General features: G+C 60.6%; 18 protein-coding genes. 12 read left to right on the top strand and 6 right to left on the bottom strand.

Annotated features, from left to right (window positions below; genetic code table 11):
* Nucleotides 1-14: 14 nt before the first annotated feature.
* Nucleotides 15-761, bottom strand: coding sequence for an SDR family oxidoreductase (locus DK391_RS17610; RefSeq protein WP_109479251.1), 747 nt, complete (start codon nucleotides 759-761; stop codon nucleotides 15-17).
* Between the two features lie 704 nt (nucleotides 762-1,465).
* On the opposite strand from DK391_RS17610, the gene DK391_RS17605 reads away from it, so the two are divergent.
* On the top strand, nucleotides 1,466-3,628 hold the full coding sequence (locus DK391_RS17605) for a TonB-dependent siderophore receptor (RefSeq protein WP_109479250.1): 2,163 nt from the start codon (nucleotides 1,466-1,468) through the stop codon (nucleotides 3,626-3,628).
* Between the two features lie 316 nt (nucleotides 3,629-3,944).
* The gene (locus DK391_RS17600) at nucleotides 3,945-4,835 is read left to right on the top strand and encodes a hypothetical protein (RefSeq protein WP_109479249.1); all 891 of its coding nucleotides are present in this window, start codon (nucleotides 3,945-3,947) and stop codon (nucleotides 4,833-4,835) included.
* 3 nt (nucleotides 4,836-4,838) lie between these two features.
* On the opposite strand, the gene DK391_RS17595 is transcribed toward DK391_RS17600, so the two are convergent.
* Nucleotides 4,839-5,756, bottom strand: a complete 918-nt coding sequence (locus tag DK391_RS17595) for a LysR family transcriptional regulator (RefSeq protein ID WP_109479248.1) — start codon at nucleotides 5,754-5,756, stop codon at nucleotides 4,839-4,841.
* Between the two features lie 134 nt (nucleotides 5,757-5,890).
* On the opposite strand from DK391_RS17595, the gene DK391_RS17590 reads away from it, so the two are divergent.
* From DK391_RS17590 to DK391_RS17580, 3 genes are all read left to right on the top strand, one after another.
* On the top strand, nucleotides 5,891-6,829 hold the full coding sequence (locus DK391_RS17590) for a hydroxymethylglutaryl-CoA lyase (RefSeq protein WP_109479247.1): 939 nt from the start codon (nucleotides 5,891-5,893) through the stop codon (nucleotides 6,827-6,829).
* A gap of 8 nt (nucleotides 6,830-6,837) precedes the next feature.
* Nucleotides 6,838-7,989, top strand: a complete 1,152-nt coding sequence (locus tag DK391_RS17585) for a CaiB/BaiF CoA-transferase family protein (protein ID WP_109479246.1) — start codon at nucleotides 6,838-6,840, stop codon at nucleotides 7,987-7,989.
* A 95-nt stretch (nucleotides 7,990-8,084) separates the two neighbouring features.
* On the top strand, nucleotides 8,085-9,524 hold the full coding sequence (locus DK391_RS17580; protein WP_109479245.1) for an MFS transporter: 1,440 nt from the start codon (nucleotides 8,085-8,087) through the stop codon (nucleotides 9,522-9,524).
* A gap of 67 nt (nucleotides 9,525-9,591) precedes the next feature.
* Here DK391_RS17580 and DK391_RS17575 read toward each other — a convergent pair whose 3' ends face one another.
* Both DK391_RS17575 and DK391_RS17570 read right to left on the bottom strand, forming a co-directional pair.
* Nucleotides 9,592-11,772, bottom strand: a complete 2,181-nt coding sequence (locus DK391_RS17575) for a malate synthase G (protein WP_109479244.1) — start codon at nucleotides 11,770-11,772, stop codon at nucleotides 9,592-9,594.
* 68 nt (nucleotides 11,773-11,840) lie between these two features.
* Nucleotides 11,841-12,254 (bottom strand): heme-binding protein, encoded by a 414-nt coding sequence (locus DK391_RS17570; protein WP_109479243.1) that lies wholly within the window; start codon nucleotides 12,252-12,254, stop codon nucleotides 11,841-11,843.
* Between the two features lie 306 nt (nucleotides 12,255-12,560).
* On the opposite strand from DK391_RS17570, the gene DK391_RS17565 reads away from it, so the two are divergent.
* The 7 genes from DK391_RS17565 (at nucleotide 12,561) to DK391_RS17535 (ending at nucleotide 18,434) form a co-directional block, all read left to right on the top strand.
* A complete protein-coding gene (locus DK391_RS17565) occupies nucleotides 12,561-13,325 on the top strand; it encodes a fumarylacetoacetate hydrolase family protein (RefSeq protein ID WP_109479281.1) in 765 nt (254 codons plus the stop codon).
* The gene (locus tag DK391_RS17560; RefSeq protein WP_109479242.1) at nucleotides 13,322-14,080 is read left to right on the top strand and encodes a fumarylacetoacetate hydrolase family protein; all 759 of its coding nucleotides are present in this window, start codon (nucleotides 13,322-13,324) and stop codon (nucleotides 14,078-14,080) included. The genes DK391_RS17565 and DK391_RS17560 overlap by 4 nt, the downstream gene beginning before the upstream one ends.
* 16 nt (nucleotides 14,081-14,096) lie before the next feature.
* Nucleotides 14,097-15,554, top strand: coding sequence for a 5-carboxymethyl-2-hydroxymuconate semialdehyde dehydrogenase (gene hpaE, locus DK391_RS17555; RefSeq protein ID WP_109479241.1), 1,458 nt, complete (start codon nucleotides 14,097-14,099; stop codon nucleotides 15,552-15,554).
* Between the two features lie 51 nt (nucleotides 15,555-15,605).
* On the top strand, nucleotides 15,606-16,469 hold the full coding sequence (gene hpaD / locus DK391_RS17550) for a 3,4-dihydroxyphenylacetate 2,3-dioxygenase (protein ID WP_109479240.1): 864 nt from the start codon (nucleotides 15,606-15,608) through the stop codon (nucleotides 16,467-16,469).
* A 29-nt stretch (nucleotides 16,470-16,498) separates the two neighbouring features.
* A complete protein-coding gene (locus tag DK391_RS17545) occupies nucleotides 16,499-16,897 on the top strand; it encodes a 5-carboxymethyl-2-hydroxymuconate Delta-isomerase (protein ID WP_109479239.1) in 399 nt (132 codons plus the stop codon).
* Between the two features lie 22 nt (nucleotides 16,898-16,919).
* Complete coding sequence (gene hpaH / locus DK391_RS17540) at nucleotides 16,920-17,723, top strand: 2-oxo-hept-4-ene-1,7-dioate hydratase (RefSeq protein ID WP_109479238.1); 804 nt, start codon at nucleotides 16,920-16,922, stop codon at nucleotides 17,721-17,723.
* Between the two features lie 96 nt (nucleotides 17,724-17,819).
* Complete coding sequence (locus DK391_RS17535; RefSeq protein WP_109479237.1) at nucleotides 17,820-18,434, top strand: HAD-IA family hydrolase; 615 nt, start codon at nucleotides 17,820-17,822, stop codon at nucleotides 18,432-18,434.
* On the opposite strand, the gene DK391_RS17530 is transcribed toward DK391_RS17535, so the two are convergent.
* Together DK391_RS17530 and DK391_RS17525 are read right to left on the bottom strand one after the other, a co-directional pair.
* Complete coding sequence (locus DK391_RS17530; RefSeq protein WP_109479236.1) at nucleotides 18,421-19,440, bottom strand: helix-turn-helix domain-containing GNAT family N-acetyltransferase; 1,020 nt, start codon at nucleotides 19,438-19,440, stop codon at nucleotides 18,421-18,423. The genes DK391_RS17535 and DK391_RS17530 overlap by 14 nt on opposite strands.
* A gap of 115 nt (nucleotides 19,441-19,555) precedes the next feature.
* The gene (locus DK391_RS17525) at nucleotides 19,556-20,107 is read right to left on the bottom strand and encodes a thioredoxin family protein (protein ID WP_109479235.1); all 552 of its coding nucleotides are present in this window, start codon (nucleotides 20,105-20,107) and stop codon (nucleotides 19,556-19,558) included.
* Nucleotides 20,108-20,115 lie beyond the last annotated feature (8 nt).

Here is a 20,115-nt window from a genome sequence, read left to right as displayed (position 1 = left end):
GACACGACTACGCATTAGAACTGCGTCAGACCACCATCGACCACCAGTTCCGCGCCCGTTGTGTACGACGAATCGTCGCTCGCCAGGAACAGTACTGTCTTCGCGAGTTCGACGGGCTCGCCGAAACGCTTCAGGCCAATCTTCTCCGTGATGCCGCTGGCGACTTGCGAGAGCACGTCGTCAGGCAGGCCCATCTTGCTGTAAAACGGCGTCGCGATTGCGCCCGGACTGACTGCATTCACGCGGATGCCGCGAGGCGCGAGTTCTGCGCCGAGCGTGCGAACGAGTGAACGCGTCGCAGCCTTGGTCGCGGCGAGAATCGACAGACCCGGATAGCCGATCGTATTCAGGAACGACGTCGTAACAATGATGCTGCCGCCTTGAGCGATGATCGGCGCTGTCTTCTGGATCGTGAAGAACGTACCCGTGAAATTGAGCGCGAGGTTGTCAGCGACGTACTCCTCCGTCACGGCTTCGAGCGGCGCGACGGTGGTGGCGCCCGCGTTCGCGAACACAACATCGATGTGACCAAACCGGGCCCGCGTTTCTTCGACCGCACGTTCGATGTCGGCCACCTTGCGGATATCGGCGCGCACCAGCAGTGCCTTGCCTTTGAGTTCCTCGCCTGCCGCGGCCAGTCGCGCTTCATTCGAGCCGACCAGAACCACATGAGCGCCTTCGGCTTGAAAGAGCTTCGCGGTTTCCAGACCGATACCCGACGTGCCGCCAGTTACGAATGCCACTTTGTTCTTGAGCTTCATTTGATTTTCCTCACAGGAATAAAGAAGGTTCGGATGAATGGGGGACAACCTCTGATGGCAAATGCGTCGCAAACCTTCTGAACCGCTGATCCTTTCCGGCTAGCTGGTTTTCGTTGATCGCCTTGCTTGAGGTGAATAATGCATTTATTCACGAATGAGCGGAATCGGCTAAATTAGCGGAACATCTAATCAAAAAAAGATGAGATTAAACGATGAGATGGCGCGACATGATTCAGTCGCAAGAGCGGGGATTTGAAGCGCGCCGATCGGCGTTGGAGAAATCGTCAACAGAACGAAAGATGATCGTAATAACGAGCGGCTTGTCTCTGTAGCCGCGTAACAAATCGTAATTGCATGCGATCTGTGCGAGGGAATAACGCCCGGTGTCGTGTCGTTCATGCAAGGCAGTTTCGCCTGCCAACAAGCTGACCGTGGATGACGGAATGCTTGCGGCTCTTTAGCCGCGTGTATCCGCAGCGCGCAGGGCAGGCACGTCAAAGATCCGGGCGGAATTGGCTTTTGTGTATTGAATGCGAATCATTGTGATTAATTTTTAAGGCAGGCGTTGCCCCCGTTCGGCATCGGCAGTCGACGGGTTGCATGTCCGAATACGTCAAGATCAGGAGAAACATAAAGTGAAGAGGATCGATGTCCGGAGACTACGAAATCGGGCGGGCGCAGGCCTGTCAGGTTCACTCATCGCAATGGCGTTTGCCCATCCGGCGACCGCGCAGCAAGCGCCCGCAGCGAATGCCGGCAGTCCGAACGCAACCGATGCATCGACGTTGCCGCCCGTCGAGGTGCGCGCGGCAGCGACCGGTCAGACTCCGCAAAACGACAACGTGAACGACCCGGACGCGATACCGGCGCTTGGCAAGACGGGCACGCCGCTAAAGAATCTGCCTGCGAGCGTGCAGGTGATACCTCGCGCATTGTTGACCGAGCAGGGCGCCACGATGCTGCGTCAGGGCGTCAGTAACGCGAGTGGAGTGAACGTCGGTGGGCAGGACACGAAGGGCTACTACGATCACTTTCTGATTCGCGGACTGAACGCGCAGATCTACAACGATGGCTTCTCCGACGGCGATCTGCTGGGCGGCATTTCGCATTCTCTGAATGGCGTCGATCACATCGAGATCATCGAAGGGCCCGGTTCCGCACTGTTTGGCAGTGGGCCGCCTGGAGGCACGATCAATATCGTGCACTACACGCCGTCCGATGAATTCCATTTCGGTGGCAATGTACAGTCGGGTTCGTACGGGACCATAGGCGGTAGCGGCTATGTCACGGGTCCGACCGGCATTTCGGGCCTGAATTACCGTGTGGATGCAACCATTTCCCGCTCCGACGGCTTTCGCGATCTCGCGAGTCGCGACGAGGAAATACGTCCTGCGTTCGAATGGAAACTGGATAACCACAAGATCGATTTCTCGATCGACGCGCGCAATATCCACGAAACGCCAGACTCTTACGGTCTGATCTATTTCCATGGTTCACCCATCACGAACGTATCGAGAGACGCAAAGTACTCGACGCCATTTGCCTTTGCTCACGGCGATTACGTTCGCCCAACGCTTACCGATGAATGGAAGATCAATGACTTCCTGACAATCAATAACCGCTTCTCATACCTGCATCGCAGTCTCGATGTACTCGGCAATGGCGACAGTACGAGCACGAAGGTCAGCGGCAATGAGGTTGTCGGGCGACAGTTGCGTCAGCAGGACGACTCCGACAACAGTTTCGATTATCAGCTGGAGCCTGTGTGGAAGTTCGCGACAGGCACGGTCAAGCACACGTTGCTGACAGGATTCGAGTATCAGCATCAGACTATCGACACGGAACGCACCACCGCAGATCTGCCGAACATCCCCGATGCCTTCGCGCCCGTGCCGCCGGAAACATCGCTGGCAGGGCTGAATTTTCTTTGCGACGCCAAGCACTCGTGCGACAACGATCATCTGGTCGCAAACTATTACAGCCTGTATGCAACCGATCAGGTGGACATCACCGACAAGCTCAAACTCAGAGCCGGCGTGCGCAAAGACTGGTTCGATACGTCGCTGACACCGAACATCACCGTGCCCGGCCGCTTCGACACGCAAGGCCAGCCGCTCGTTGCAGGCGTCACCGATTCGCGTAACGATGCACCCGTGAGCTGGAACATCGGTGTTCTGTACAAGGTTCTGCCGTGGATGTCGCCGTATGTCGGTGTTTCGAAAAGCCATCTTGCGAACTTCAATTCAGAGAACACGCAGAATGGCATTGGCGCGCCCGAGTCTGCACTGCAATACGAAGTCGGCATCAAGTTCTCGTTTCTCGATGACCGCTATGTCTTGAATACCGCGCTATTCGACGTCAAACGCGATAACGTCGCCGCACTGACGACTATCAACGATGTCGAGTCAGTCGTGTTCGATAGTCAGAAGACGAAGGGCGCCGAAGCATCGCTCGATGCCAGCGTCACTTCCGCGTGGCACATCGTGGCGAATTTCACGGCGCAGGACGCAACTATCACGAGTAACCCGCAAGGTATTTCGTCGGTGGGCAATCACCCGCAAGGCGCGCCGGCTTATATGGCAAACCTGTGGACCACGTACAACTTTTCTATTGCGGGCGTACCGGGCTTTCACGTGGGCGCGGGCGTCAACTATATCAGCAAGACCTATAGCGACATTACCAACGTCAATTCGATTCCATCGTATGTGATTGCGAATGCGGCATTCGGCTATGACGCACATCGATGGGGTATCGATCTCAACGTTCACAACCTCACGGACAGGCGCTACTTCATTGCCGCGAACGCGGCGGGAGCCTATGTCGGCGAGTCGCTCAGTGCGTTCGTCGATCTGCATGCGAACTTCTGATCGGACGTCGCGGCCCGGCGACATGAGGTGAAGGTATTGTCTGAAGAAGGGACGTCGACCCGTGGCCGGGATCTTGCCGCCCACGGATCGCGTCCCGCAACTCCACGCCTGTGAACAATCGGCGCCGACCTGTCGGGTAGCCGATAGATTCTCGCGGACGTTGAAGACATGATTGGACATCGTGTCTGACGGCGCGGGGAAGTTGTCGCGAACGTCGGTCTTGCTCGTGCGGCGCACAGGCCAGCAGCAGTCAATGCTGGCGGCCCGCCGCAATACGCGAATCGAGCGAACAACTTTCTTTGTGAGGTACGTAGTCGTGGAACACAAACATATTCCGGGTCTTGTCGATGTCATCAAGGTAGATCAGCCCGCAGACATTCTTCGCATTGCGCATGACGGTTCGATCGACCGTGCCTTTGGGCCACGCAAGCCGTTGCTCAATGGTCTGCTGGTGCGCCGCATACTCAGGGTGCTGTCGCATCACGGCCATCGTTTTCCAACCATGCGCGCGAGAGAAGCGACCGGTCGCGAACGCCAGCAAGACGCGTTATGGCAAAAGCTCAATGCCGCCGCACCCGATATCCGCGCGGCACCCGACTCGCTGGAGCCACTGGCTGCGTGGGTTCGAAACACGAACGCCAACGCCGAGGTCGGGCCACTCGTGCAGCAGGTGATAGGCCGCATATTCAGCCCCACGTTCGAGGCGAGTGGTGCGACGTGGGCCGCAGCGCAGGTTATCGCTGCGTCGCTTGCGCCGGGCAACACGTTGCGCAATCTCAAGTGGCGGATCACAGGCAAGGTAACGCGAGCCAAGGCGATGCTTGCTTCGATGGTCGGCGGGGATCTTGCGGGCGTCCACGGTGTCAGCGTTGCTATCCACAACGTCGTCAAAGGCGTTCATCAGATGCGCAGCCTGTATCTCGATCCTTCGGTGCGGCCGACACTGACGCCCGAGATGGCCGGCCGTCGCTGCCTTTACGCGCCCGCGATGGTGCTTCGTCAGGCAACATCGGATGGGACGGTAGGTGGCTGCACATACGCTTCAGGCACGCTGCTGTTGCTGGAACTGGAAAAGGCCCGTCAAGCGAGTGGTGACGAATCAATTATCTTCCTCGCCGACACGTGGAGTCGTTGCCCCGCTGAGCAATGGGTGCCCGCGATGCTGGAAGGCATCTGGCGTCGGGCCACCAACGCTGACGGACACTAAGCGTCAGGCCTCGGCATGCCCCGGTTGCGCCCGCTCGACGAGATGATCCACCATGCGTTGCGCAGCCGGCTGCAGCGAATCGAAGTCGCGAAAGCACACCACGAATTTTCGCTTCGCCCATTCATCCGTCAACGGAATGACGCGCACGTCGAGAATGCGTGCATACGTATCGCCGACGACCTGCGGAATCACGCTGATGCCGAGCTTCGCGGCCACCACGCGAAATGCGGCATCGAAATTCGACACCACCGCGCGATACGACACCGTGCCGCCCGCGCGCGCGGCGGCGCGCTGCAACATCATGTGCACGGACGTGGTCGGCGGCAGGCCGACATGCTCGTAGCCGAGCGTTTCCGTGAAGCGCAACGTCGAGCGCTTTGCGAGCGGATGCCCCGGATGCACGGCGAGCGCAAGCCGGTCCTCGCGATACGGCCGATGCTCGAGCCCTTCCAGGTCCACGTTATCCCAGCACACGCCCACTGACGCGACGCCGTCGCGCAGCCGCCGCACGAGATCGTGCGACAGCCACTCTTCCACATGCACGCGAATGTTCTCGTGGGCCGGCATGCTCATGAACGACGCGACATCGTCGAGCAGGCTTTCCGCAATCGCCGATGCCGACGCGCACACGCTGACGCTGCCGCGCAAGCCGCTGCCGAAAGCGGCGACGTCGCTGGCGATGCGATCCATCGTGAACAGCACGTTGCGGGCGTGTTCGAGCAGCGCGACGCCGGCGGGCGTGGGCAACACGCCGCGCCGCGAGCGCATGAAGAGCGGCACGCCCAGATCGCTTTCGAGCTGGGCGATGCGCTTGCTGACGGCAGATGGCTCGATGTGCTCGTCGTGCGCGGCGCGTGCCATGTTCTTGTATTCGCAGACGGCCACGACCAGCCGCAAGGTTTTCAGGTCGATATCGCGCATGCTGTCTCCGTTTTGTGAGTTTCCGAACGGGAAACCTGGCGCTTCCAAAATAGCGCTTTATGTATCGGATGGAATGTCTAAAGTTAGCACAACGGCGGCGTATCTGACGACCGTCGACCAAGGAGACAGCTTCCATGCCCCCATTCCCCTCGAACGTCGTGATACGCGAAGTCGGCTTGCGCGATGGCCTGCAAAGCATTCAGACCATTCTGCCGACGCAGCGGAAAATCGAATGGATCGCCGATGCATACGCTGCGGGCCAACGCGAAATCGAAGTCGGATCGTTCGTGCCTGCGCGCCTCTTACCGCAGCTTGCCGACACGGCGGAACTCGTCGCCTTTGCGAAGACGCTGCCTGATTTGTGCGTATCGGTACTAGTTCCGAATCTCAAAGGTGCCGAGCGTGCGATCGAATCACGCGCCGACGTGATGCTCGTGCCGCTGTCCGCGAGCCGCGCGCATAGTCTCGCGAACCTGCGCAAGACGCCCGAAGAAGTGATCGCAGAAGTTGCGCGCATGCGCGCCGCGCGCGACGCAGCGGGATCGAAGACGCTGATCGAAGGCGGCATCGGCACGGCATTCGGCTGCACGATTCAGGGCGCTGTCGATCAGGCGGACGTGCTGCGCTGCATGCAGGCGCTACTCGATGCAGGCGCGGACCGCGTGAGCATCGCCGATACCGTCGGCTATGCGAGTCCGCTTGCTGTGCGCGATCTGTTCGAGAAAGCGCGGCACATCGCCGGCGAGCGTTTTTGCTGTGGCCACTTTCACGACACGCGCGGCCTTGCGCTTGCGAATGTCTACGCGGCGCTGGAAACAGGCGTCGCGCGCTTCGATGCGACGCTCGCGGGCATCGGCGGTTGTCCGCATGCGCCGGGCGCGAGCGGCAATGCGTCGAGCGAAGACCTCGCGTTCATGCTCGCCGACATGGGCATCGAAACAGGTGTCGACATCGGGCAACTGCTGGCGTTGCGCGCGAAGGTCGCGCAATGGCTGCCGGATGAAACGCTGCATGGCGCGCTCTGGCTCGCGGGCCTGCCCAAGACTTTTGCTCAACACGCCGTGACTATCTGAGGCTCAACATGAACATGTCTACACGACTGCCGCTTGAAGGCGTGCGCGTCATCGAATTCACACACATGGTCATGGGCCCGACCTGCGGAATGATCCTTGCGGATCTCGGGGCCGAAGTGATCAAGATCGAACCGCCTGGCGGCGACAAGACACGCAAGCTGCCTGGACTCGGCATCGGCTTTTTTCGCACCTTTAATCGCAACAAGAAGAGCGTCGTGCTCGACATCAATACGCCGGAAGGTCACGCAGCCGCAGAAGAACTGATCGGCCAGTGCGACGTGATGCTCGAAAATTTCCGGCCTGGTTTGATGGCGAAGCTCGGCCTCGATTACGAAGCGTTGGCGAAGAAGTTTCCGCGTCTGATTTATGTCTCGCACAAGGGCTTTTTGCCGGGGCCTTATGAAAAGCGTCTCGCACTCGATGAAGTCGTGCAGATGATGGGCGGTCTGTCCTACATGACGGGTCCGGCAGGCAGACCGCTGCGTGCGGGCACGTCGGTCAACGACATCATGGGCGGCATGTTCGGTGCAATCGGCGTATTGGCGGCACTGCGCGAACGCGATGCCACGGGACGCGGACAGGAAATACAAAGCGCGTTGTTCGAGAACTGCGTGTTTCTTGCTGGCCAGCATATGCAGCAGTACGCGATGACGCATGAAGCGCCGCCGCCGATGCCTTCACGCGTATCGGCGTGGAGCGTGTACGACGTATTCACATTGGCGAACGACGAACAGCTTTTTATTGGCGCGGTGAGCGACAAGCAGTTCGTCACGCTCTGCGAGGTGCTCGCGCAGCCCGATCTTGCGAACGAACCGCAATTCGCCGACAACGCAATGCGCGTCGCCGTGCGGCCTGAGTTGCTCGCGCGGCTCGGCGAGATCCTCAAACACCATCGCGCCGACGAACTCGCGCCGAAGCTCGAAGAAGCGGGTATTCCTTATGCGCCGATCGTGCGACCGGATCAACTGTTCGACGATCCGCATCTGAATCAGAGCGGCGGACTCGTGCCGATGCAGACCGACGACGGCAATACGACCGAAGTAGTCTTGCTGCCACTGACGATGGGCGGTCGCCGGCCCGGTGTGCGTCAGGCGCTGGCGAAAGTCGGCGAGCACACGCAGGAGATTCTGGCGAGGTTGACGGGCAAAGCAGCGGCCTGAACCGCTCACGCACAAGCAAGACTCGATACGCAAGAAAATTAAACCATCAGGTATCCAAATTAAATACAAGCCGATGGAAAATCAAGGAGACGTTCATGCAGCGCACCATCACAGCAGACGATCCAGCGTTTGCGCCCTCCGAAGCACAAGTCAATTCGCGCGCCGCTGCGGCGTTGTCGGCGCGAATGGACCGTCTGCCCGTCACGCGTCATCTATGGATGCTGGTCTTGCTGATTTCGCTCGGCGGCTTCTTTGAAGTCTACGATCTGATTTTCACCGGCTACATCGCGCCGGGCATGGCGAAGAGCGGGCTGCTGGCGACGACGACGGAATCGCTTTTCGGATTGCAAGGCATTGCAGGGTTTATCGCTTCGACTTTCGCGGGCCTGTTCGTCGGCACGTTCTGCTTCGGCTGGTTGCCGGATCGTTTTGGGCGTCGCAAGGTCTTCACTATTTCGCTGCTGTGGTATTCGATCGGTTCGGCGATCATGGCGCTGCAGACCTCGCCTGAAGGACTAATCGTGTGGCGCTTCATCACGGGCATTGGTGTCGGCATCGAGATCGTGACGATCGACAGCTATATCACCGAGCTCGTGCCGCAACATATGCGGGGCCGCGCGATGGCATTCAATCAGGCCGTGATGTTCGCGGCTGCGCCTGCCGCTGCAATCCTCTCGTACTGGCTTGTGCCCATCACGCTGGCGGGTATCGACGGCTGGCGCTGGGTGGTTTTACTGGGTTCGTTCGGTGCGGTGATCGTGTGGCTGATCCGGCTGGCTGTGCCCGAAAGCCCGCGCTGGCTCGCAAGTCACGGACACATCGAACGCGGCGAGCGTGTGGTCAGGAAAATGGAGCAGATTGCGGAGCGGCAAAGCGGACGTGCATTGCCTGCGCCATTGCCAGTCGTCGAACAACCTGTACACAGGCGCGCGTCGTTAGCCGAGTTGTGGCAACCGCCTTATCGTTCGCGCCTCATTATGCTGGTCGTCTTCAACTTTTGCCAGGCAATCGGCTACTACGGTTTTGCCAACTGGGTGCCGACGCTGCTGATCGGGCAGGGCATCACCGTGACGAAGAGCCTGCTGTATTCGTTCATCATCGCGATTGCGCTGCCTTGCGGCCCGTTACTCGCGATGCTGTTTGCAGACAAGGTGCAGCGCAAATGGCTGATCGTCGGTTCGGCGTTTGCGGTGGTCGTGTTCGGATTGATGTTCGGGCAGATGAAGGCGGTTGTGCCGCTGATCGTGCTGGGCGTGCTGATCAGTCTCGCCGGACAGACCATCTCTGTTTGCTATCACGCTTACCAGGCTGAACTGTTTCCCACGCGCATCCGTTGCCGCGCGAATGGCATTGTCTATTCCGCGAGCCGCGTGGGCGCGATGATGTCGGGGTTCTTCATCGCGCATCTGTTGCGCGAGTTTGGTGTGGCAGGCGTGTTCGTCGGCATCACGGCGTGCATGGTGGTCGTGATGATCTCGATTGGCGGATTTGGCCCGAAGACTAACGGAGTGCGGCTAGAAGATCTTTGCCATTAAAAAAGCCGGCCGGATCGATTACGACCCGGCCGGCTCTGATGCTACGAATCAGACTTAGCGTCAGAAATTACGCACCACCCGCTGCCTTCAACTGCAGACGGAACTTGTGCAACAACGGCTCCGTATAACCGCTAGGCTGCGCGCAACCTTCGAACACCAGCGCGCATGCAGCCTTGAACGCGATCGAGTTATCGAAGTTGCCGGCCATCGGCTTGTAGTGCGGATCGCTCGCGTTCTGCTGATCGACGACCTTCGCCATGCGCTCCATCGTCTCGCGCACGAACTCGGGTTTGATCACACCGTGACGCAGCCAGTTCGCAATATGCTGGCTCGAAATACGCAGCGTCGCACGGTCTTCCATCAGGCCGACGTTGTGAATGTCCGGCACTTTCGAGCAGCCGACACCCTGATCGATCCAGCGCACCACATAACCCAGAATGCCTTGCGCGTTGTTCTCGACCTCGCTGCGGATCTCGTCTTCATTCCACTGCGCGCGTTCGACAACGGGAATGCTCAACAGCCCATCGAGCAGTTCGTCGCGCACGCCGGCGAGATCCGTGCGTTCCAGTTCCTTCTGCACGGCCTGCACGTCGACCTGGTGATAGTGCAGCGCGTGCAGCGTCGCAGCCGTGGGCGAGGGCACCCATGCCGTGTTCGCGCCTGCCTTCGGGTGGCCGATCTTCTGTTCGAGCATTGCCTTCATCAGATCGGGCATCGCCCACATGCCCTTGCCGATCTGCGCGCGGCCACGCAGGCCCGCAGCGAGACCGACGAGCACGTTGCTGCGTTCATACGCGGCGATCCACTTGCTCGACTTCATGTCGCCCTTGCGCATCATCGGGCCGGCTTCCATCGAGCTGTGCATCTCGTCGCCCGTGCGGTCGAGGAAACCCGTGTTGATGAACGCGACGCGCGGTGCAGCCTGCTCGATACACGCAGCAAGGTTCACGCTGGTGCGGCGCTCCTCGTCCATGATGCCCATCTTGATCGTGTTGCGTGCGAGGCCGAACAGGTCTTCGATACGCGCAAACAGTTCGCTCGCGAACGCGACTTCGGCAGGGCCGTGCATCTTCGGCTTGACGATATAGATCGAACCCGTGCGCGAGTTGAGCTTGTGCGTGCGGTCGTGCAGCGCGCACAGCGTCGTGACGACGCCGTCGAGAATACCTTCGGGAATCTCGTTGCCGTTGCTGTCGAGCACGGCGGGGTTCGTCATCAGATGGCCGACGTTGCGGATAAACAGCAGCGAGCGCCCATGCAGTTTCACAGGCTGGCCGTCCGCGCCCTGATACTCGCGGTCCGCATTCAGGCGGCGCGTGAACGTCTTGCCACCCTTCGTGACTTCTTCGGTGAGATTGCCGACCATCAGGCCGAGCCAGTTGCGATAGAGCAGAACCTTGTCGTCGGCATCGACGGCGGCGACCGAGTCTTCGCAATCGATAATCGTGCTGACGGCGGCTTCCATCAGCACGTCCTTAATGTTCGCCGGGTCGGTCTTGCCGATCGCGTCGCTGGCATCGAACTGGATCTCGAAGTGCAGGCCGTTGTGCTTGAGCAGCACAGCGGACGGCGCGCTCGCATCGCCCTGATAGCCGATGAATTGCGCTTCATCCTGCAACGAGGCCGTGCCGTTGTTCAGCGCGACGACCAGCTTGCCGTTCTCGATGCGGTAGCCGGTTGCATCCTTGTGCGAGCCGTTTGCGAGTGGCGCAGCACTGTCGAGAAACGTGCGTGCGAAAGCGATCACGCGCGCGCCACGCACCGGGTTGAACTTCGCGGTGCGTTCGGCGCCGTCGGTTTCGTCGATGGCGTCCGTGCCGTACAGCGCGTCGTACAGGCTGCCCCAGCGTGCATTGGCAGCGTTGAGCGCATAGCGCTGGTTCGACAGCGGCACGACCAGCTGCGGGCCGGCCTGCTCGGCGATCTCGCGGTCGACGTTATCCGTGGTGGCCTTCACGCTCGCGGGCACGGGCACGATATAGCCGATGCTTTCGAGGAAGCCGCGATACGCGCGCAGATCACGCACCGGGCCGGGATTGGCGCGATGCCATTTATCCAGTTCGACCTGCAGGCGGTCGCGTTCGGCCAGCAGCGCGCGGTTCTTCGGCGCGAGGTCGTGCACGAGGGCATCGAAACCGGCCCAGAACGCGGCGCTATCGACGCCGGTGCCGGGCAGGGCTTCCTTTTCGATGAACTGTTCGAGGTTGGCGGCGACCTGCAATCCGCCGCGTTGGGTCAATTGAGTCATGGGCTGTTTCCAGGAAGGGCAAATTCGGGGCTTACTCGTAAGGGTCCGCGCAGCGTCCGTGGCGGCATTCAAGCGTTCGCAGAGGCAACGGCCGCGGCACCGGCCTTTGCCACTTGTGCATCCTGATCGGCCTTCACGCCGGACACGCCGACAGCGCCGATCACCTGACCATTTACCACAACGGGCACGCCGCCTTCCAGCGTGCCCGACAGCGGCGCGCTCAGGAACGCGGTGCGGCCGCCGTTGATCATGTCCTCGTACTGCTTCGATTCGCGGCGGCCGAGCGCGGCCGTGCGGGCCTTGTCCGTGGCGATATACGCGCCGACGGGCGCGCAGTTGTCGAGGCGCAACAGCGACAGCAGATGGCCGCCGTCATCGACCACGGCAATCGTCACGGCCCACTGGTTGCGTTCGGCTTCGGCGCGAGCCGCTTCGATGATTTTCGTCGACTCGGCGACCGTCAGCACGGATTTTGTCTGCATGTTGCGATTCCTGAAAAACGATTGAAGTGAATGAAACCGACAGACGGGCGCCAGCCATGCGCACTACGGGCGTGCATGTGAGGTCCAGTCTTATATATGACTTGGCGTCCATTGTTCCGTGTTCTGGGCGGCTTGTCGACCCGGTGGAACACTGGTCTTACCAGTTTTTCCCGTTTTTTTTACCGGCTGGATGAACCTGCGAGCACGGTCTCAGGGAAAACCCGCGCTGCGTGCCGATATGCTTGACCGGACGAGCGGTCGCGCGAATACTGCTAAGATATTAGTGAATGACGGATGCCGCAGCTCATGTTCGCACTCGACGATCACCTGATTCATCTCGAAGCCGAGCCGCTTGCACGCGATGCCGATGCAAGTGCCGTGCGCGCGCTGCTCGCGGGCGGCGCGGCGTGCAGGCCGCCTGTGCAGGGCGCCGTGTATGGCACGTTGCTGAACGACCGCGCAGCGCTCGCGGCACTCGGCGAGGCCGTGCACGCCGCGCCGTACAAGGCGCCGCCGAAAGCGCCCGTGCTGTATGTGAAGCCGCGCAACACGCACGCGGGTCATCGCACCCGCGTCGTGGTGCCGAACGATGCGCAAGGCGTGCAGGTGGGTGGATCGCTAGGCATCGTCATGGGGCGTACGGCGTGCCGCGTGAGTGCAGAACATGCACTGTCTTACGTCGCGGGATTCACGATCGTCGCGGACCTGTGCGTGCCGCACGAAAGCGTTTATCGGCCGTCGGTGCGGTTTCGCGCGCGCGACGGCTTCTGCGTGATGGGTCCAACGGTCGTTGCGCGTCGGCACGTGAGCGATCCCAATGCGCTTTCCATCGCAATCAGCGTCGAAGGAAAAGAACCGTTCATCGCCAGCACGTCGACGTCGATCCGCGACGTCGCGCATCTGATCGCCGATGTCACCGACTTCATGACGCTCGCCCCCGGCGACGTGCTCACGCTGGGCGTGCCGCACGGCGCGCCCGTCGCGCAGGCAGGCGACGAGATCAGCGTCGGCATCGGCGACTGGCCGCCGTTGCGTTTCTCGTTGACCGCACAACCAGGAGACCCGCGATGATGCGCGGCCGTGTTGCCTACTCAGGCGCGATTCACGAAGCGTATCCGCATGAACGTGGAGTACGTCTCGCCGATGGCCGCATCTGCCGTGAAGACGAAGTCGTGTGGCTCGCGCCCATAGAAACCGGCACTATCTTCGCGCTCGGCCTGAATTACGCGGAGCACGCAAAAGAACTGCAGTTTTCGAAGCAGGAAGAGCCGCTCGTGTTTCTGAAAGGCGCAGGTAGTGTGATCGGTCATCGCGGTGTCACGCGGCGGCCATCGGATGCGACCTTCATGCACTACGAGTGCGAACTCGCCGTGGTGATTGGCCGTCCCGCGAAAGAAGTGTCGCGTGCCGATGCGATGCAGTACGTCGCGGGCTACATGATCGCGAACGACTACGCGATCCGCGATTATCTGGAGAACTACTACCGGCCCAATCTGCGCGTGAAGAATCGCGATGGCGGCACGGTGCTCGGCCCCTGGTTCGTCGATGCCGCAGACATCGCCGATGTCGCGCAGCTCGAACTGCGCACCTACGTGAACGGCGCGCTGCATCAGCAGGGCAACACACGCGATCTGGTGACGGACATTCCCGCGCTGATCGAATACCTCAGCAGCTTCATGACGCTCGCGCCCGGCGACATCATTCTGACGGGCACACCCGAAGGCGTCGTCAACGTGAACGCGGGCGATGAAGTCGTCTGCGAAATCGATGGCCTCGGCCGTCTCGTCAACGTCATCGTCTCCGACGCGGACTTCAATCGCGAGTGAACCGACAGGACAAGCCATGCGAATTGAACATCTGATCAACGGCAAGCAGAAGACCGCGCGCGATTACTTCGAAACCATCAATCCTGCCACGCAGGAAGTGCTCGCCGAAGTGGCAAGCGGTACGGCGGAAGATGTCGATGCCGCCGTGCGCGCCGCGAAAGACGCGTTCCCCGCGTGGGCCGCAAAGCCTGCTGCCGAGCGCGCGAAACTCGTGCGCAAGCTCGGTGAACTGATTGCGAAGAATGTGCCCGAACTCTCGGATACGGAAACACGCGACACGGGGCAAACCATTTCGCAGACGCGCAAGCAACTCGTGCCGCGTGCCGCCGACAACTTCACGTATTTCGCCGAGATGTGCACGCGTGTTGATGGCCACACCTATCCGACCGATTCGCATCTGAACTACACACTGTTTCATCCTGTCGGCGTGTGTGCGCTGATTTCGCCGTGGAACGTGCCGTTCATGACGGCGACATGGAAAGTCGCGCCGTGTCTTGCGTTCGGCAATACGGCAGTGCTGAAGATGAGCGAGCTATCGCCGCTGACGGCTTCGATGCTCGGCAATCTCGCACTGGAAGCGGGCATTCCGGCGGGCGTGCTGAATGTCGTGCATGGTTATGGCAAAGACACGGGCGAACCGCTCGTTGCGCATCCTGATGTGCACGCCATTTCGTTTACCGGTTCGACGGCGACGGGCAATCGTATCGTCAAGACAGCGGGGCTGAAAAAGTTTTCGATGGAACTGGGCGGCAAGTCGCCCTTCGTGATTTTCGACGATGCCGATTTCGAACGCGCGCTCGATGCTGCCGTGTTCATGATCTTTTCGAACAACGGCGAGCGTTGCACGGCAGGCTCGCGCATTCTGGTGCAGAAGTCGATCTACGCGAAGTTCGCGGAGCGTTTTATCGAGCGCGCGAAGCGTTTGAGTGTCGGCGATCCGTTGAGCGAGCAGACCATCGTCGGCCCGATGATCAGTCAGGCGCATCTCGCGAAAGTGCGCAGCTATATCGAACTCGGTCCGAAAGAAGGCGCGACGCTCGCGTGCGGCGGACTCGATGCGCCGTCGCTGCCCGATGCCCTGAAACAAGGCAATTTCGTTACACCGACGGTATTCGTCGATGTCGATAACCGCATGCGGATTGCGCAGGAAGAGATCTTCGGACCCGTCGCATGCCTGATTCCCTTCGATGACGAAGCAGAAGCGATCCGCCTCGCGAACGACGTGTCATATGGTCTTTCGAGTTACGTGTGGACGGAGAACACGGGCCGTGCGCATCGCGTGGCAGCGGCGATCGAAGCGGGCATGTGCTTCGTGAACAGCCAGAACGTGCGCGATCTGCGTCAGCCGTTTGGTGGCACCAAGGCTTCGGGCGTCGGGCGCGAAGGCGGCACGTGGAGCTATGAAGTGTTTCTCGAACCGAAGAACGTATGCGTGTCGCTGGGTTCGCATCACATTCCGCGCTGGGGCGTCTGACTTCACCGCACGACACGCGTATCGGCAATCCGCAAGGGAAAGGAGTTCGCGATGGGCAAGCTCGCATTGGCCGCAAAAGTGACCCATGTGCCTTCGATGTATCTGTCGGAACTGGACGGACCGCACAAGGGCTGCCGTCAGGCGGCGATCGACGGACATTATGAAATTGCCCGCCGTTGCCGCGAACTGGGCGTCGATACGATCGTCGTGTTCGACGTGCACTGGCTGGTCAATAGCGAATATCACATCAATTGCGCTCCGGCATTTGCAGGCACTTACACGAGCAATGAGTTGCCGCATTTCATCAACAACATGGCGTACGCGTATCCCGGCAATGTGCAGTTGGGGAAGCTGATCGCCGAAACCGCAAACGAAATGGGCGTGAAAAGCCGCGCGCATAGCGAGACTTCGCTCGAACTCGAGTACGGCACGCTGGTGCCGATGCGCTACATGAACGCGGATCAGCGCTTCAAGACGGTCTCGATTGCGGGCTGGTGCATGTGGCACGACCTGCCGACCAGTGCGCGCTTCGGGCTGGCCGTGCGCAAGGCCATCGAAGAGCGTTACGACGGCACGGTGGCGATTCTCGCCAGCGGCTCGCTCAGTCATCACTTCGCGAACAACGGCACGGCTGAACAGTTCATGCACAAGGTGTGGGATCCGTTTCTCGAACAGACGGACCGGCATGTCGTGTCGCTGTGGGAAAAGGGCGACTGGAAAACCTTTTGCGCGATGCTGCCGCTCTACAACGAAAAGTGCTGGGGCGAGGGCGGCATGCACGACACGGCGATGCTGCTCGGCGCGCTCGGTTGGGATCGCTATGAAGGCAAGGCAGAAGTGGTGACGCCTTATTTCGGCAGTTCGGGAACGGGGCAGATCAATGCGATCTTTCCTGTCACACCGCTGCCCGCGTAACGGCCCGATTCGTTCAAAGGAGACTTGACGTGCCACATCTCACGCTCGAATACAGCGCCAATCTGGCGGATGAAAAGAGCATTGCAATGCTTTGCCGCAAGCTCGCGCAATGTCTCGATGCGCAACGCGAAAACGATCAACGTGTCTTTCCGCTTGGCGGCATCCGCGTGCGTGCGCTGCGCTGCGAACAGTTTTTTATCGCCGACGGCAACCCCGAAGCAGCGTTCCTGCACGCGAACCTGAAGATCGGCGCGGGCCGTTCTGAGCACGCAAAGCAAGCCACGGGCGATGCGCTATTCGACATCATCAAACAGCACTTCGCCGATGCATTCGATCGACACGGGCTGGCCCTTTCGCTGGAAATCAACGAGTTCAGCGAAGCGGGCACCTGGAAGCACAACAATCTGCACGCACGGCTCAAAGGCTGAGCCGGCACTATCGGAACGCATCATGCTAGACCAGACCACGATCCGCGAACTCGCTGCAAAACTCGATCAGGCCGAAAAAACCCGCACGCAGTTGCGGCATTTTTCCGCAGCCTATCCCGAGATGACGATCGAGGACGGCTACGCGATCCAGCGCGAATGGGTCAAGATGAAACTCGCCGCAGGGCACGTGATCAAGGGCCGCAAGATCGGCCTGACGTCGCGTGCGATGCAGCGTTCGTCGCAGATCGACGAACCGGACTTCGCGCCGCTGCTCGACTATATGTTCATCGAGAACGGTCAGGACGTCCGTGCCGACCGCTTCATTGCGCCGCGTGTCGAAGTGGAACTGGCCTTCGTGCTCGCGCGTCCGCTGAAAGGGCCCGACGTGACGCTCGAAGACGTGCTCGACGCGACAGCGTATGTGACGCCCGCTGTCGAAATCATCGACGCGCGGATCGAACAGTTCGACCGCGAGACGAAAGCGCCGCGCAAGGTCTTCGACACGATCTCCGACTTCGCCGCGAATGCGGGCATCGTGACGGGCGGCCACCCTGTGCGTCCCGCGGACGTCGATCTGCGCTGGGTCGGCGCGCTGCTGTACAAGAACGGTGCAGTCGAAGAGAGCGGTCTCGCGGCTGCCGTGTTGAATCACCCGGCGACGGGTGTCGCGTGGCTCGCCAACAAGATCGCGCCTTACGACGAAATGCTGAATGCGGACGATGTCATTCTCAGCGGCTCGTTCACGAGTCCGATTCCGGCACGCGCGGGCGACAGGTTTCATGTCGATTACGGCCCGCTCGGCAGTATCGAACTGAATTTCGTCTGATGGGGTATTTGGCGGCGGTGCATTTTTGAAAACTGCCAGGCGGTGAGCGCATCAAGGCACAATGAGGGCGTCGTGCATTGAAGCGGAGTCCGCGCCATGACGTCATCGATCAAGCTCGTTCTGTTCGACATGGAAGGCGTGCTGTCGCACTACGATCGCGCGGCACGCACCGAACGCATGGCGCAATTGACGGGCGCAACGCCTGAAGCCGTACGGCATGCAATCTGGGATTCGGGCCTCGAAGCACGCGCCGATTCCGGCCAGATCACCGACGACCAATACTTGCGAGAACTCGGCGACATGCTCGGCTGCGTAGTGAGCCGCAATGCCTGGCTAACGGCGCGCCACGCATCGATCACACCGAACGACGCAACACTCGCGGTAGCCGCACGCGTCGCGGATCGTCACGCGATCGCCGTGCTGACCAACAACTGCCGTCTCGTCACCGATCACATCGGCTATCTGAATCCGCCCGTCGCGCAGCTATTCGGCGCACATGTGTATCCTTCGGCGGCGTTCGGCGCGGCGAAGCCCGCGGCGCGAGCTTATCTGGGCTGCGTGCGTCAGCTTGGCGTCGACGCGGGCGCGACGCTCTTTATCGACGACTCCGATGCGAACGTGACGGGCGCAATCGATGCCGGACTGCATGCGTACAAGTTCACCAGTGCCGATGCGCTGTCAGAAGAACTCGCGCGCTTTAACCTGCTTTAGCGCGGCGTTTTTTCGGCGGTGCTTCAGGTGCGTTCAGTGCCTTGCCCCGCACGAAGCGCTGCTCGACGACGACTTTGCCCCATTGCGTGCCTTGCGCCTCTTCGGCAAGCTGAAAACCGAACGCTTCATAAAGATGCCGCGCGGCATCGAGTCCCTTGAAGGTCCACAGATACGTTTCGTCGAACCGTTCATCGACGAATGCCATTGCGCGCGTCATCAACTGCCTGCCGATACCGGAACCGCGCAGCGAATCGTCGACGATGAACCAGCGCAGATGCGCGACGCGTGTCTGCGCATTGCCGTCGATAGCGAGCGAGGCCAGCGTGCGTCCGTTATCGTAGACGAGCCACAGTTGGCGGTTTTCATCGGGCAGCAGTTCCGCGAAGTCGGCGAGTCCGCTGGCGACCAGCTTTTCGAAGTACACGCCAAAGCCCGAATGCGCCGAGTAGTAGCGTGCATGCAGACTCGCAACGTCGCCGATACAGCCCGGCCGATAGCCTTCCACGATCTGCGTTTGCGGTGTAACGGGCGGCTGCGTTTCCTTCGCGTCGTTGTCTTGCGCGAGTGCGCTTGCGTACAGCGACAGCGCGCGCACGAGCGCCTGCTGATCGGACGGCGCTAGCTTGCGCAGCGCGCTCGATACCTGCTCGGTGGCGAACTTGTCGATCTGCTTGCGCAACTGCTGACCCGCTTTGGTCAGATAAAGCTCCGACGAACGCGCGTCATCGCTCGATGCGGTGCGTTCGACCAGGCCCGCAGCTTCCAGCCTGGCGATCTGCCGGCTCGCGTTGGATTTGTCCAGTCGCAACAGATGCGCGAGATCGCGTGCCTGCATGCCCGGCGTCGCGCCAATCTCGAGAATGGCGTGCACCGCCGACGGTGCGAGGTCGCTTTCCGCCAGCGTCGAACGCATGAAGCCCAGTTCGCGCACGAGCTTGCGGGAGAACTCGCGCAGTTCGAGGATGGTGCTGTCGCGCGATTGAATGGGTGTATCGACGATATCCACGGTCTTTCCTGTCCTTGCTTAGCGGTGGCATAGTGGTTGCGACTCGCAACTACCATGTCGCCACTATAGTTGCGAGTCGCAACTTTGGCAAGAAGAAGACACGACGACTGAGGTCTCAGGCCGTTTTCCATTTGATCGAACAACCCAGCGCCGGATATTGCGTATCCGGCCCACGGCCCGTTTGCGCGATTTGCTGCATGGCGTCGAACAGTTCGCGGTGCGCGTCGGGCATGGGATCTTTGCGCGACGCATCGAGTCTGCCGCGATAACGCAACAGCAGGCCGCCATCGAAGCCATAGAATTCCGGTGTGCACACGGCGCCATAGGCCCGCGCGACCTGCTGCGACGCATCGTGCAGATATGGAAAGGGCAACTGCCATTCGGCGGAAAGCGCGACCATGCTCTCGAATGAATCTTCGGGGTAGGCGCTGCTGTCGTTCGCATTGATGCCGACCACGCCGATGTCCAGCTTCGCCAGATCCTGCGCATCGCGCACGATGCGCGGCAACGCCGCCTTCACATACGGACAATGGTTGCACATGAAGATGACCACCAGCCCGAGCGGGCGGCGCACGTTGTCGAGCGTATAGGTGCGGCCATCGGTTGCGGGCAGTGAAAACGGCGGCGCCTTCGCGCCGAGTTCGCCGGGGGGAGATTCCGTAGCCATCTGCGACT

It is taken from the genome of Paraburkholderia sp. C35, assembly GCF_003121405.1.
Lineage (GTDB): Bacteria > Pseudomonadota > Gammaproteobacteria > Burkholderiales > Burkholderiaceae > Paraburkholderia.
The sequence above is the reverse complement of the archived record's forward strand: the minus strand, read 5'-3'. Positions and strand labels throughout refer to the sequence as shown.